At 68.4% G+C, this 14,702-nt stretch carries 11 protein-coding genes; 4 read left to right on the forward strand and 7 right to left on the reverse strand.

What is annotated here, in order from left to right:
* The first annotated feature begins 26 nt into the window (after positions 1-26).
* The 3 genes from FVA74_RS09895 to FVA74_RS09905 all read left to right on the forward strand — a co-directional run bounded on the left by FVA74_RS09895 (position 27) and on the right by FVA74_RS09905 (position 4,790).
* Complete coding sequence (locus FVA74_RS09895; RefSeq protein WP_147722024.1) at positions 27-1,760, forward strand: ABC transporter ATP-binding protein; 1,734 nt, start codon at positions 27-29, stop codon at positions 1,758-1,760.
* Positions 1,760-3,790 (forward strand): ABC transporter ATP-binding protein, encoded by a 2,031-nt coding sequence (locus FVA74_RS09900; RefSeq protein ID WP_147722026.1) that lies wholly within the window; start codon positions 1,760-1,762, stop codon positions 3,788-3,790. Before FVA74_RS09895 ends, FVA74_RS09900 begins: the two co-directional genes overlap by 1 nt.
* Before the next feature lie 85 nt (positions 3,791-3,875).
* A complete protein-coding gene (locus FVA74_RS09905) occupies positions 3,876-4,790 on the forward strand; it encodes a hypothetical protein (RefSeq protein ID WP_147722028.1) in 915 nt (304 codons plus the stop codon).
* 18 nt (positions 4,791-4,808) lie between these two features.
* On the opposite strand, the gene FVA74_RS09910 is transcribed toward FVA74_RS09905, so the two are convergent.
* The 5 genes from FVA74_RS09910 to FVA74_RS09930 all read right to left on the reverse strand — a co-directional run bounded on the left by FVA74_RS09910 (position 4,809) and on the right by FVA74_RS09930 (position 10,410).
* Complete coding sequence (locus FVA74_RS09910) at positions 4,809-6,107, reverse strand: CDP-glycerol glycerophosphotransferase family protein (protein WP_147722030.1); 1,299 nt, start codon at positions 6,105-6,107, stop codon at positions 4,809-4,811.
* A gap of 7 nt (positions 6,108-6,114) precedes the next feature.
* Positions 6,115-6,987, reverse strand: coding sequence for a glycosyltransferase family 2 protein (locus FVA74_RS09915; RefSeq protein ID WP_147722032.1), 873 nt, complete (start codon positions 6,985-6,987; stop codon positions 6,115-6,117).
* Positions 6,984-7,793 (reverse strand): CDP-alcohol phosphatidyltransferase family protein, encoded by an 810-nt coding sequence (locus FVA74_RS09920; RefSeq protein WP_147722033.1) that lies wholly within the window; start codon positions 7,791-7,793, stop codon positions 6,984-6,986. The genes FVA74_RS09915 and FVA74_RS09920 overlap by 4 nt, the downstream gene beginning before the upstream one ends.
* 1 nt (position 7,794) lies before the next feature.
* Positions 7,795-8,778, reverse strand: a complete 984-nt coding sequence (locus tag FVA74_RS09925; RefSeq protein ID WP_240792203.1) for a glycosyltransferase — start codon at positions 8,776-8,778, stop codon at positions 7,795-7,797.
* Positions 8,779-8,943: 165 nt separating this feature from the next.
* The gene (locus FVA74_RS09930; protein WP_147722037.1) at positions 8,944-10,410 is read right to left on the reverse strand and encodes a S1C family serine protease; all 1,467 of its coding nucleotides are present in this window, start codon (positions 10,408-10,410) and stop codon (positions 8,944-8,946) included.
* 158 nt (positions 10,411-10,568) lie between these two features.
* Between FVA74_RS09930 and FVA74_RS09935 the strand changes: the two genes are divergently transcribed.
* Complete coding sequence (locus FVA74_RS09935; RefSeq protein WP_147722039.1) at positions 10,569-11,765, forward strand: pyridoxal phosphate-dependent aminotransferase; 1,197 nt, start codon at positions 10,569-10,571, stop codon at positions 11,763-11,765.
* On the opposite strand, the gene FVA74_RS09940 is transcribed toward FVA74_RS09935, so the two are convergent.
* Both FVA74_RS09940 and FVA74_RS09945 read right to left on the reverse strand, forming a co-directional pair.
* Positions 11,762-13,582, reverse strand: coding sequence for an ATP-binding protein (locus tag FVA74_RS09940; RefSeq protein ID WP_147722041.1), 1,821 nt, complete (start codon positions 13,580-13,582; stop codon positions 11,762-11,764). The two genes, FVA74_RS09935 and FVA74_RS09940, sit on opposite strands and share 4 nt — an antisense overlap.
* Positions 13,579-14,655, reverse strand: a complete 1,077-nt coding sequence (locus FVA74_RS09945; protein WP_147722043.1) for a response regulator — start codon at positions 14,653-14,655, stop codon at positions 13,579-13,581. Before FVA74_RS09945 ends, FVA74_RS09940 begins: the two co-directional genes overlap by 4 nt.
* Between the last annotated feature and the right edge of the window lie 47 nt (positions 14,656-14,702).

The following is a 14,702-nucleotide window of genomic DNA, read 5'->3' on the forward strand; positions in this document are numbered from 1 at the left end:
GCCGGCATCTCGCAAGGACTCCCCTCTTGGCACTCCTCTCCCTCGTGCTGCGCACGATCAAGCCGTACACGCGATGGGTCATCGCGGTCTTCGTGCTGCAACTCATCTCCACCATCGCGGCGCTGTACCTGCCGAGCCTCAACGCGAGCATCATCGACCGCGGCATCGCGCAGGGGGATCTCGACTTCATCTGGTCGACCGGGGTGACCATGCTGGGCGTGTGCCTCGTGCAGGTCGCGACGGCCATCACGGCCGTGTACTTCGGCGCCCGCACGTCGATGGCGGTCGGACGCGACATCCGTCGTGCGATCTATCGCAAGGTCGATTCGCTGAGCGCCCTCGAGCTGGGACGCTTCGGCACTGCCACGCTCATCACGCGCGGCACGAACGACGTGCAACAGGTGCAGATGCTCGTGCTCATGACGCTCAACTTCATGGTGTCGACGCCCATCATGTGCGTCGGCGGCATCATCATGGCGTTGCGTGAAGACGCGGGGCTGTCGTGGCTCGTGTGGGTGTCGGTGCCCGTGCTGTTCCTGGTCGTGGGCATCCTCGTCTTCCTCCTGATGCCACTCTTTCGGCAGATGCAGGACCGCATCGACGGCATCAACGGGGTGCTCCGCGAGCAGATCATCGGCATCCGGGTCGTGCGGGCCTTCGTGCGCGAGCCCTTCGAGGCTGAGCGTTACCAGCGTGCGAACGAGGCCCTCACGCGGGTGTCGGTCAAGGTCGGCAACCTCTTCGTGCTCATGTTCCCGGCGATCATGATGATCCTGCACTTCGCGACGGCGGCCGTGCTGTGGTTCGGTGGGCAGCGCGTGGATGCGGGTGAGATGGAGGTCGGCTCGCTGACGGCCTTCCTGCAGTACCTGCTGCAGATCCTCATCGCCGTCATGATGGGCGTCTTCATGGTCATGATGGTGCCTCGCGCGGTCGTGTGCGCCGAACGCATCGACGAGGTGCTGGAGACCGAGAGCAGCCAGTCCCTGCCGCAGGGGGAGGCACACGCGACGCCACGCGATGGACGCGTCGAGTTCCGGGCTGTGACATTCGGCTACCCGGGCGCCGAGCGGCCGGTGCTCGACGGGCTGAGCTTCGAGGCGGCGCCCGGGCAGACGACCGCGATCGTGGGCTCGACGGGCTCGGGCAAGACCTCGCTCGTGCACCTCATCCCCCGCCTCTACGACCCGCAGCAGGGGTCCGTGACGATCGACGGCGTGCCCGTGTCGGAGCTCACGCGAGCCCAGTTGGCGAGCGTCGTCGCCCTCGTGCCGCAGAAGCCCTACCTGTTCTCAGGCACGATTGCCTCGAACCTGCGCTTCGGCAACGCGGATGCAACGGACGAAGAGCTCTGGGAGGCGCTGCGCATCGCGCAGGCGGAGGACTTCGTGCGCGCGATGCCCGAAGGGCTCAACGAGCACGTTGCCCAGGGCGGAACGAGCGTCTCGGGTGGACAGCGCCAGCGACTCAGCATCGCGCGGGCGCTCGTCGCGAAACCGGCCGTCTACCTCTTCGATGACTCCTTCTCGGCGCTCGACGTCACGACGGACGCCCGCCTGCGCGCCGCCCTCGGCGACGCCATCAGCGACGCGACCGTCATCATCGTCGCCCAGCGCATCTCCACGATCCGCGAGGCCGACCAGATCATCGTGCTCGACGCCGGCCGCATCGTCGCCCGCGGCACGCACGAACGGCTGCTCGAGACAGACCCGACGTATCAGGAGATCATCGAGTCGCAGCTGAGCGCGGAGGTGGCGTGATGGCACGCCGGGAGAGGCGCTCCGCGCCCGCATCGAAGGATGCGGCATCCGAGCCGACCACGGTCGACGCCGTCATCGACGGCACCGACTTCACCCCCGGCGAGGCCGACGGCGACATGTTCGGCGAAACGCCGGCGCGGAAGGCGCAGCACTTCTGGCCCTCCGCGAAACGGCTCCTCGGGCTACTACGTCCGGAACGGGCCGGCATGGCGGTCGTCGTGGCGCTGGTCGTGGCATCAGTGGTGCTGACGGTGCTCGCGCCGAAGGTGCTCGGCCAGGCGATGGATGTCATCTTCAACGGGGTGCTCGGATCGCAGCTCCCCGAGGGCGTGCCGCTCGAGACCGTCATCGAACAGGCACGTTCGAGCGGGAATGAGCAGTTCGCCGACATGCTCTCTGGCACCGAGGTGGTGCCGGGCCAGGGCGTCCAGTTCGACGAGCTGGCGCGGCTCATCGTGCTCGTGCTCGGCATGTACACCGTGGCATCCGTGCTCATGTGGGCGCAGGGCTACATCCTCAACAAGCTCGTCATGCGGGTCGTCTACCGGCTGCGGCAGAACATCGAGGAGAAGCTCAACCGCCTGCCGTTGCGCTACTTCGACACCCGCCAGCGCGGTGATCTCATGTCGCGCGTCACGAACGACGTCGACAACATCCAGGCAGCACTGCAGCAGGCATTCTCGCAACTCGTGCAGTCGGGGCTCACGGTCATCGGAATCGGCGCGATGATGTTCGTCGTCTCGTGGCAACTCGCCCTCATCGCCCTCATCGCGCTGCCGCTCTCCGCCATCATCGCGGGCGTCATCGGTGTGCGTTCCCAGAAGCTCTTCGCTGCCCAATGGAAGAACACAGGCCACCTCAACGGGCACATCGAGGAGACCTTCTCGGGCCAGGAGATCGTGCGCGTGTTCGGCCGCGACCGCGAAATGCTCGAGGAGTTCGACCGGCGCAACGACGACCTCTACCGCGCAGCATCCGGAGCGCAGTTCGTCTCAGGCATGATCATGCCGGCCATGACCTTCGTGTCGTACCTGTCGTATGTGCTCATCGCGGTCGTCGGCGGGCTGCGGGTCGCGACCGGCAATCTCACGCTCGGCGACGCGACCGCCTTCATCCAGTACTCGCGCGAGTTCTCGCAGCCCCTCAGCGAGATGGCGGGAATGGCGAACATGCTGCAGTCCGGCGTCGCCTCGGCCGAGCGCACCTTCGAACTGCTCGACGCCGAGGAGCAGGAGACCGAGACACCCGAGGAGCGGCTGCCCGCCCGCCCCGACGGGCACGTCGAGTTCGAGGGCGTCACGTTCTCGTACTCGCCCGAGAAGCCGCTCATCGAAGACCTGTCGTTCTCCGCCGAACCCGGGCAGACGGTCGCGATCGTCGGACCGACCGGTGCGGGCAAGACGACGCTCGTGAACCTCGTCATGCGCTTCTACGAGCTCAGCGCGGGGCGAATCCTGCTCGACGGGGTCGACATCACCAAGCTCTCGCGCGCAGAACTTCGCTCGCAGGTCGGCATGGTGCTGCAGGACGCATTCCTCTTCGAGGGCACGATCCGCGAGAACATCCGCTACGGCCGACTGGATGCCACAGACGACGAGGTCATTGCGGCGGCCGAGGCCACGATGGTCGACCGTTTCGTGCGCCAGCTGCCCGAGGGCTACGACACCGTGCTCGACGCCGACGGTGGCAGCGTCTCTGCCGGTGAGCGGCAGCTCATCACGATTGCGCGCGCGTTCCTCGCCAACCCCGCCCTGCTCATCCTCGACGAGGCGACCTCCTCGGTCGACACCCGCACCGAACTCCTCGTGCAGCAGGCCATGGCGGCCCTCCGCACGGAACGCACCTCCTTCGTGATCGCACACCGGCTCTCGACCATCCGCGACGCCCACACGATTCTTGTGATGCAGGACGGCCGCATCGTGGAGCAGGGCAACCACGAGAGGCTGCTCGAGCGCCGCGGGGCCTACTACGAGCTGTACCAGTCCCAGTTCATGGCCGGCCGGGAGACCGACGGCATGGTTGCGGGCTGACAGCACTTTCCGCTCGCGCGCGCACGCGGCACTCCTCCAGACTCACGCTCCTACAATTGGACGCCCGGGCCAGAAGGGGGCTGCAGTGACCGACCAGACCCAAACAACACCGATGCAGGACGCGGCGCCGACGATGGCTGTCCGCGGCTTCGACCGGCTGCTCACCACGCAGCGGCCCGCCGTGCTCGCGCATGTGCGGAACGTGCGGAGGAAGCATCCGGATGCCTCCCCCGAGCAGATCATCCGCGTCCTCGAGAAGCACTACCTCGCAGTCGTCACCTCGGGTGGTGCGGGCGTCGGTGCCGCCGCCATCGTGCCCGGGATCGGAACCGGTGCGAGCCTCGCACTGACGGGGGTCGAGACGGGCGTCTTCCTCGAGGTGAGCGCCCTCTTCGCCCAGTCGGTGACTGAGATCCACGGGATCGCCGTGACCGACCCCGACCGCGCCCGCACGATCGTCATGGCCATGATGCTCGGCACCCCGGGCGCAGAGCTCGTGCGCAGCCTCGCGGCGCAGGCGACCGGCAGGGGCGTGCCGCGCACCGCCTTCTGGGGCGACATCATCGGCCGCTCCGTGCCCCAGGCCTTCACCGGGCCGATCGCCGACCGGGTCAAGCGCGCCTTCCTCGCCCGCTTCGTCCGCAACACCTCCACGAACGCCCTCGGCCGCCTGCTGCCCTTCGGTGTCGGTGCGGTTGTCGGTGGCACCGCGAGTCACCTGCTCGGACGCAAGATCGTTGCAGCCTCCCGCGACGCCTTCGGGCCGGCGCCCGCCACCTTCCCGCCAAACCTTGAGCAGTTGAAGCCGCCTCGTACACCGCTCATCAAGCGGGTGCCGAAGGTCTCGCCCACGCTCGTGCCACTCCGCCGTCAGCTCCCTGCCGCGCCGAGCCACGAGAGCGCCGGGCCCGGTGGTCCCGGAGATCCCGCTGCTTCGGCCGAGCCGGGCGGCTCCATCGAGCTCGACGCGGCCGAGCCGCTCGACACTCCTGAGCGCTGAGCGGGCCGGTGCCCTGCGTCACTCCCCGACGGGCGCGGTCTCTTCGTCGTCGTCACCCGTGAAGGGGTCGACCTCGCTGTCGATGCGGTCGTCGCGGTGGATCTCGGCGTGCCGGTCCCACTCCCCCATGAGCTGCTCGACGGCCGCGTGGAAGCGCGCGGTCGCGGCGCCCGGCGTCGTGTCGCCGAAGTGCCGCTTGACCCAGAATCGCAGCGTCGCAAGCGCCTTCTCGTCGTCCCTTACGCGGTCGACGTGCGAGACGACATCCGTCGCCTGCCCCGCCGAGAGCCATTCGGCCGCACCGAGGTAGCCCTCCTCGTCGACATCCGCCTGGGGGGATGCCGGCCTCGTCACAATGAGCGGCTTGCCGGTCGCGAGCCGGTCGTAGATCATGGCCGAGATGTCGGTGATCGCGACATCCGCGCTCGCCAGCTGCCAGCCGAGCGTCGGGCCATCGTCGTAGATGTGCTGCGCGCGCGAGTCCGCCGCGTTTGCCGCGGCAATCGCGGCGACGATCTGCTCGTGCGCCGACTTGGTCGCGGGGTCGAGCACGCCCGTGCGCGGATGCGGGCGATAGATGAGCCGGAAGCGCGCGTCGCCGAGCAGGGCCCGCGTCAGGGCGACGCCGTGCGAGGCCACCGACCCATACGCCGCTGCGGCGCGGTCGCCTTCCCAGGTGGGCGAGTACAGCACGACCGTGCGCTCGTCTGGCATGTAGGGCAGTTCGCCCTGCATGTGATCGGCCTGCGGTCGCCCGATCTGGATCGTGCGACGGTCGACATCGAAGTCCCAAAGCTTGCGGCTCAAACGGTCGTGGGCCGCCGCGCCCGCGATGAGGCTGTAGTCATACGCCTTGAACTGGTTCGTCGTCATGTACATCTTGTCGGACTCGCCGTGGTTGATGAACACGTGCCACATGCGGCCGTAGCGGAACATCTGGAAGTTGCGCGAGTTCTGGTTGACGTAGAAGACGATACGGAGTTCCTGATCGGCGACGAACTGCTCGAGGTCGGCGACCTTGCGTGCGTACACGACAGGCACGGGCGATTCGTCGAGGAGGCGCAGCATCGTGCTGGGCGTGCGGGCGATGATCGCAACCGGCCAGCGCTTCGCGAGTTCGGCGAGGGGCGCGTACCACTGGCGCACCTGGTACATGTTCACCGCGGCATCCGCAAAGTAGACGGCGATCTGGATGCTCTGGGGCGCGGGCTTCTGGACCGTGCGCAGGCGGCCGGCCAGCTCGTTGCGGGTGCGGCGGGCTCGGAGCAAGTTCCTGACCAGTCGCTGCGCGGTCGTCAGGTCATGGATCAGGGGCATCACGCCATTAAACCAAGGGCGGCCTGCCGGCGCGGGCCATACGCCACACCGTTACCCACTTGATGCGCCTGCGCCCACCGGCGGGTTCTCGCCACCCGGCCCACCAGCCGCCGAACCAGGCGCGCAGGGCCGCGGGGTTGCGAGCCCAGCGCAGCACCTGGATGCCCGTCCACGACCCCACGTAGAGCGGCGCGATGAGCCACGGGAGGTTGCGCTTCGCAAGCCAGACGCGATTTCGGGCGTTGAGCCGGTAGTAGTAGGAGTGCCGTGTCGGCTCGATTGCCGGGTGATGGGCGACGAGCTCCCCCGCGTACCAGACCCGAAGTCCCTGGTCCCAGACCCGCCACGCCAGCTCGATTCCCTCGTGCGCGTAGAAGAAGGGCTCGGCCCAGCCGCCCGTCGCGTCGAAGACCCTGCGCGGCATGACGAGGGCACCCTCCCACACCGAGAAGACGTTGCTTGAGGCATCCGCTTCTCCCTTGCGGATCCGGGGCACCCAGCGTCGGGGGTTCGTGACGCCGCTGGGGTCAACGACGCGTGGCTGCACGAGACCGATATCCGGATGCTTCGCCATGAGGTCGATCGCGTCGGCGACGAAGCGCGGCGACGGCACACTCGCGTCGTCGTCGAGGAAGAAGAGCCACTCCCCCGAGACCTGGTCGACCCCGCGGTTGCGCCCCGCGGGAATGCCGAGGTTCTCGCTGAGGCCCACGCCTCGCACGCCCTCGGGGAGTCCCGTCGGCTGCCAGCCGTTGCCGACGACGACGACGTCGAGGCTCACACCCTGCTGGGCAAGGATGCTCGCGAGCCCACGTGCGAGGTCGGCAGGGCGCTTGCCCTGCGTCAGCACGACGACGCCGACCGTGGGGAGGGTGGTCACGCCCGCACGCGCCTCGACGCCATGATCGCGACGAAGTGACCCACCAGCGCGAGGGCGGCGAGGGGCACGAGCGCCACGAGCAGTGCCCGGTCGGCGAGCTCTGGGCCGATGAAGAGTCCCACGATCGCCGCGGCGAAGGCGAGGATGGTCAACTCAACCGAGTGGTACAGGCGGTGGAAGGGCACGAAGCGCGCGACACGACGCAGGGTCGCCACGAGGCCCGGGCGCGGCTCCGACTCCTCCTTGCGGTCCGCGAGTTTCGGCAGGCCGGCGTTGGCGCGGGCAACGTGCACCATGTCGTTGAGCGCCTTGTTGAGGATGATGAAGACGGCGAGCAGCAAACCGAGCGTCGTCCAGAAGAAGTCCTCCGGCGCGTCGAAGGGGTAACCGGCGGCACGGATGCCCAGGACGATGGGGATGAGCCCCTCGGTCGTGTAGTGCCCGACCTTGTCGAGGAACACACCCGCGGGCGAGCTCGTGCCCCGCCATCGCGCGACCTCACCGTCGCAGCAGTCGACGAGCATCTGCAGCTGCCCCATCGCGAGCGCGAGCACGGCACCCCAAATGCCGGGGATGAGGAGGGAGAGCGCCGTGCCCCATCCGACGAGGATCATGATGCCGGTGACGCCGTTCGCGGAGATCGACGTGCGCAGCAGCATCCAGGTCAGGTATGGCGAGAGGTTGCGCAGGTAGAGGGATGCCGTCCAGTGCTCCGCGTTCGCGCGCAGGCGCACCTCGGGTGGCTGTGCCACGGCACGGAGTTCGGCGATCGACCGGGGACGGCCCCGTGGTGCGTCGGACGTCATGTCACCTTCCCACCTGTGCGGTGATGTTGCGGCTCAGCTTGAGGAAGCCGAGCACGAATCCCGTGCCCCACCCGAAGTGGATGACCGGCAGCACGATGAGGTACCAGGCAGCCGAGCGCGCACCCTCGCTTCGCAACACGGGCACCGCAGCGGCCAGCACGAAGAGCGCGTAGAGAGCGGGCACGGTGAATGCCGCGACGAGCCAGGAGCCGGTGAGCGCACCGATCACGCCGAGCACGAGGCCGAGCAGGATGCCGATCACGGCGACGGGCGGTACGAAGTAGCGCAGCCCGTTCTCCTTGGGAAAGCGACGCGCGAGCTCGCCACGCCAGATGCCCGTCGCGACGAACTGCCGCAGCAGCTTCACGAGGCTCGACCGCGGCCGGTAGACGACCTGGAGTGCTGGGGTGAACCACACGGTCCCGCCCGTCGCGCGCAGGCGGCGATTGAGTTCCCAGTCCTGGCCGCGCTTGATGCCCTCGTCGAAGAGTCCGACCTCGAGCAGGCGGTGGCGCTGGAAGGTGCCGAGGTAGGCGGTGTCGGCCGGACCCTCCTCACCTCCGACATGGTGGGGCGTTCCGCCAAGGCCTGCGCGTGAGCCGTAGGCGTGGGCGACGGCGCGCTCGAAGGGCGTGATGCCCTCCGCCTTCATGATGCCGCCGACGTTGTCGGCTCCCGTGCGCAGGAGAGTCTCTACCGCGATGCGGGTGTAGTCCTTGGGGAGCACGGAGTGGGCATCGACGCGCACGACGATCGGATGGCTCGAGGCGCGGATGGCTGCGTTGAGTCCGCCCGGCGTGCTTCCCAGTTCGTTCGGGATGCTCCGGATGCGCGGATCTTCCGCCGCGAGCTGCTCGATCACGCGGTTTGTGCCGTCGACGCTCGGGCCCAGCGCGAGCACGATCTCGCTCTCGCCCGAGTAGTCCTGTCCGGTCAGGCTGAGCACGGCTGCCTCGATGTGCTCGACCTCATTGAGCACCGGCATGACATAGGAGACGCCAGGGTGTTCAGCGGACTCTCGTGGCTTGCTTTCCAGTCGTCGCAGCTCTCTCGTCAGGCTCACCATGGGCAAGCGCAGGGCTCGGCACAGCCTGCGGCACAAACGCCCCAGGCTGGGCCGAGCCTACCAGCAGGCCGGTGCGGGAACCCGTCAGCCGAGTTCGCCGAGCGTCACAGTGGCAGTGTTGCGTTCACCGTCGCGAAGGTAGACGAGCTCCGCCTCAGTGCCGCCCGGAAGCACCCGCACCTGGGCCGTCAGGTCGGTCTTGCCCGTGATGGGAAGACCCTCGAACTCGACGACCACGTCGCCCGGCCGGAGACCTGCCTTCTCGGCAGCGCCATCCGGCGTCACCTCCTGAATGGAGGCACCGACCACGTCGCTGTCGATCGCACTGTCGTCAGTGACATCCGCCACAGTCGCACCCAGGAGTCCGTGGCTCGCCGTGCCGTTCTCGATGAGTTCGGATGCCACGCGCTGGGCCAGGTTCGACGGGATCGCGAAGCCCACGCCGATGCTTCCCGCGGTCGACGAGCCCGTGTTGCCCGTGCTGGCGATCGCCACGTTGATGCCGATGACCTTGCCGTCCTCGTCGAGGAGCGGGCCGCCCGAGTTGCCGGGGTTGATTGCGGCATCCGTCTGGATCACCGGGAGGGCGATCGTCGACGAGGCGGGAGCCGAGCCACGGTCGGGAGCGTTGTCGAACTCCCAGAAGTCGAAGGGACCCCAGCCGTCCGGTGCGTCGGGCTGCGGTTCGTCGGGTGCCTCCTCTGACTCCGGCGCCTCTGACGACGCGACCGTGATGCTGCGGTTGAGGGCACTCACAACACCGCTCGTGACGGTGTTGCTGAGCCCGAGGGGCGCGCCGATTGCGATCGTCGTATCGCCAACGTTGAGTTCATCGGAGTTGGCGAACTCGGCCGGCTGGAACTTGACATCCGCATCGACCTTGACGACCGCGAGGTCTGCGATGGGGTCGCTGCCGACCAGCGTCGCGTCGAAGAGCCTGCCGTCATAGGACTGCACGCGGATGGTCGGGTCCGCCGTCGCTCCGCTGAGGGTCGCGACGTGGGCGTTGGTGAGGATGTAGCCGTCCTCGGTCAGCACGACGCCAGAGCCGCTGCCGGACGCCTGACCACCATTGACAGCAAGCGTCACGACCGAGGGTGCGACGGCCGCCGCGACGGCACTGATGATGGTCGCGTTCTCGACATCGTTGATCATGAGGTTCGTGCCCACGACGCCCTGCTCATTGTTCTCTCCGCCCGTGACCCCGGCATAGACGCCCGCCCCCACACCTCCGCCCACAAGGGCGGCGATCGCCGCGACAGCGACCATGCCGACGCCCGCGCGGCGCGGTTCCGGCCGCGGCGAGGCGTCGGCCTGCGGCGATGCGGTCGCGCCCGCGTCAAAGGCGGCACCCTGTTGGGGTGCAGGATCCTGCGGAGACGAAGCGCCCTGCGGCGATGCGGCACCCTGCGCCGCCGGCGCGGGTGCGCCGGTCCCATCAGCGGCCGGCGGGGGTGTGCCCGTCCCGTCGGCGGCCGTGGCGGGGTGTGTCTCGCCCGCGCGGTTGTCGGGAGGCGTTGGGTCCTCGGGGCGTTCGGGCTGCTCAGTCATGGGGGGCTCCTTTCGGTGGTGCAAGCCTCCCCCCAGAACCTTTGTGCTTGCTTTGGATGCGCTTGGAGGGGGCCGACGCTTTACTCAACGACGAGCATCCGCTGGGATTCCCGCACCGGTGCCCACGCTAGCCTGTCAGCGACGAGAGGTGGTCGACGATGACGGTGCATGGATCATGGACGCGGGCGGCCGAATCCGCCATGCTGCTGGGCGCAGACGGCACACTCAGCCAGACCATCTTTGCGGAGATGACCGCCCTCGCCTCGCGGAACGGTGCCCTCAACCTCGGCCAGGGCTTCCCCGACGAAGACGGGCCAGCCGAAGTGCTCGAGGCCGCGCGGCAGGCCATCAGCGACGGCATCAACCAGTACCCGCCCGGCATCGGCCAGCCCGTGCTGCGGGAGGCGATCGCGCAGCACCAGCGCCGCTTCTACGGCCTCGAAGTCGACCCCGACACCGAGGTCATGGTCACGGCGGGGGCGACCGAGGCCATCGCCGCGACGATCCTGGCCCTGACGGAGCCGGGCGACGAGGTCGTCACCTTCTCCCCTTTCTACGACTCCTACGGCGCCATGATCGGGCTCGCGCGCGCGGAGCACCGCACGGTGCCCCTTCGCGGGCCGCACTTCCAGCCCGACCACGACGAGCTGCGGGCCGCCGTCAACGACCGCACCCGCATCATCCTCATCAACGACCCCCACAACCCCACGGGCAGCGTGTTCAGCCGGGAGACGCTCGAAGTCGTCGTGGAGCTTGCGCACCGTCACGACGCCATCATCATGACCGACGAGGTCTATGAGCACCTCGTCTTCGGCGCGCCCCATGTGCCGATTGCGACACTCCCCGGGGCCGCCGAACGCACCGTGTCGATCTCGAGCGGAGGCAAGACCTTCAACGCGACCGGCTGGAAGGTCGGATGGCTCACAGCTCCCGCGCGACTCCTCCAAGCGATCCTCGCCGTGAAGCAGTTCCTCACCTACAGCAACGCGGCACCCTTCCAGCCGGCGATCGCTGCGGGGCTCGAGCTCGATGACGCCTTCTTCGCCGAGGCATCCGCGACCCTCAGGCGACGCCGCGACGCGCTGGCGAGGGGCCTCACGGCGGCGGGCTTCACCGTGCAGCTGCCTGCTGCGGGCTATTTCATCGTCGCGGATGCCGCGGCGCTCGGTGCGACGGACGCGCACGATTTCTGCCGCTCGCTGCCGGAGCGTGCTGGGGTCGCCGCAGTGCCACTGACGGCGTTCGTGCATCCCGAGCAGCGGCACTCCGTTGCCACCCTCGTGCGCTTTGCCTTCTGCAAGCGCGATGAGGTGATCGCCGAGGCATCCGAGCGGCTCCTGGCGCTGCGCTCCTAGTCGTCGAGTCGGTGCAGGGGCAGCGTGAACGCGAAGGCGGTGCCCGCCCCCACCTCGCTCTCGGCCGAGAGCGTGCCACCGTGGGCCGTGACGATCGCCTTCGTGATCGACAGACCCAGGCCGACGCCCTGCACGGCGGCGCGCGTTGCGGTCGAGGCGCGGAAGAAGCGCGTCGACAGCATCGCGATCTCGTCGGGCGGGATTCCCATGCCGGTGTCGCGCACGGTGATGCGCACGACGGAGCCGAGAGGCTCAACCGACACGGTGACCGTCCCGCCCCTCGGCGTGAACTTGATCGCGTTCGACAGCAGGTTGTCGCACGCCTGCGCGATGCGGGTCGCATCGCCGTCGACGATCGGCCGCGTCGCCGGGGTGTTGCAGATCAGCAGCACATTGGCGGCGTGTGAGGCTGGCCTCGCCGACTCGACGGATGCCTCCACGACGGCGTTCACGTCGACATCCGCCTCCTCGATCGGGAACTTGTGGGCCGCGACTTGCGCCGTGAAGAGCAGGTCGCCGACCAGTCGGAGCAGGCGGTGGGCGTTGCGCTCGGCGACCCCCAGATACTGCAACTGCTCCTCCGTGAGGGGGTCGGTCGCGTCCCGCATGAGCTCGAGGTAGCCGAGGATCGAGCTGACCGGGGTGCGCAGTTCGTGCGAGACGAGCCCGACGAACTCATCCTGGAGCTTCGCAAGCTCCTTGACGTCGCTCACGTCGGTGCCGACGAAGATGTAGCCGACCGTGCGACCGTTCTCGTCGATTCGCGGCGTGACGGCGACGTGCGCGGCGAGGGCGTCGCCGTTGCTCTTGAGGTAGGTCCAGTCACGGTCCTCTGAGCCGCCGAGCCTGGCGACCTCCACGAGGGCGGAGAAGCCCGGGTTGAGTACGGTCGCGCCGGCCGGGTAGCCGAGCTCCTCGGCGCGTGCCTCGAGTTCGTCCTCTCGGTGGAACTCGTGGATGTAACGCTTGCCGATCACGTCGTCGGCCGAGAGCCCCAGCATCGACTCGGCTCCCGTGTTCCACACGTCGATGAGTCCCGTGAGGTCGGTGCCGATCACCGATTGGCGCGTGACGGAGTCGAGCACGCTGCGGAAGAGGTGGCCGGCCGACTCGAGTTGCGCCTCGTTCTCGCGGAGCTTGTCGACGAGTCCGACGGCGTCGGCGAGCGCCTGCTCTCGCTCGGCGACGAGTTGGGCATTCGCACGCAGCCTTCGACCGTTGTCGGCGACGACCCCGTGCAGCACGGCAGCGACATAGCAGCAGACGATCGGCGTGACGACGATCTCCAGCAGGGAAAGAATCGTGAAGGCCTCGTTTGCGCCCGGCCAGACCAGCGGCAGGAGCACGGCTCCGAGGGCGGCCGCCGTGCCGACGAAGGTCCAGGTCAGCCTGGATGCCAGGCCGAACCAGATCATGCAGACGACCAGGAGTAACGACACGGCTGGCCCGAGTGCCACTCGCCCGAGGGCGACGGCGACAATCGAGATGAGCGGGATGATCTCCGGGTATGGCAGCTGGCGAACCGTGTACAGCACCGACACTGCGATCGCGATGGTAAGCGCGACGAACGACGCAACGAGCGCGCCCCCGTCGGCCGCCGCGATCTCCCCCGAGGCGAGGAGGGCGCCCGTGATGCCGAGGAAGGTCACCGAGAGCGGGATCTGGCGCAGCAGCGGGGTGTCCCAGCGATGGCCGATCATGCGGTCGAGCCAGTCCGGCGCCCAGAAGGGCTTCTGCCAGATGATGGCGGTGTATTCCTCGTGTTCCGCACGCGTACCGCGCAGGCGCATCCTGCGGGTCGTGCGCGCGCCGCTCACTGCGCCAGCTGGCGCGTGGCGCCCTGCTGGCCGACTTTCAGCGCCTGGGATATGTCGGCCGATCCTGTCGAGAGGTCTCCCGAGTCACGCACGATCTCGAGCGGCTCGCAGGTTGCGCCCTCGCCGAAGCGAGCCCAGTAGCGCGCGGTCGCCTCGAGGAAATCGGCCGCATGGTAGCGGCTCACGGCGACCTGCGAGCGGTGGGCGTGCACGAGCTGCACCTTCTGCTCGAGCCAGCCGTCGATGTTCACGAAACGGTTTGGCCTGAAATCGACTGTCGCCGAGGCGCTCTGGTAGCAGGAGACGCTGCGCACGGCACGCGTCGCCAGCAGCGCTGCCTTGTTGACGGCACGGTGGTCCTGGTGCATGTCGTTCTCGCTGTGCACGTAGACGACGGTGGGGCGGATGTCGCTGACAAGCCGTTCGATGACGCCGAGCGTCGGCTCGTTCTCGCCGATCTCGGTCTCGGGCAGGTCTTCCAGGTGCAGGCGTGCGCCGAGCATCTCGGCCGCCATGAACGCCTCTGCCTGCCGCTCGCTCACGTGGCCGCTGCGGCCACCTCGCGACAGTGTCAGGATGTGCACCTCATCGCCCGCAGCGCGGTGGGAGAGCAGGATGCCGCCCACGCCGATCTCCACGTCATCCGGGTGCGCGCCGATCGCCAGCACCACCTCGGGGTCTGGGATGCTCGCCTTTGCCGCGCGGAACTCCTCTGCGAGGCGCGCGACGACCGCGATGAGTTCGCTCGACGAGATGGGCTTCGTGAGGAACTCGTTGGCGTTCGCGCGCAGGGCCTCGACCGCGTAATCGACCGAAACGTGGGCGGTCATGACGACGACGGGCGTGCCCGGCCGCACCTCGCGCACGAGGTCGATGACCTGGATGCCCGTGATGCCCGGCATCTCGATATCGGTGATGACGACGTCGGGCTCGTACAGGCGCATGGCCTGCTGGGCGAATGACGGATCGGTGAACGTCTGGACGATGCATCCCTGCTTCGTCAGAATCGTCTTGATGTAGAAGGCGACGTCTGGGTCATCCTCGACCACGACGACGCGATACGGCTCTGTCATTCCTGCTCCCCCCACGAGTGCTGCGTGGCAAGTCTATGGGCTCGATA

It is taken from the genome of Salinibacterium sp. dk2585 (assembly GCF_008001035.1).
Classification (GTDB): domain Bacteria; phylum Actinomycetota; class Actinomycetes; order Actinomycetales; family Microbacteriaceae; genus Homoserinimonas.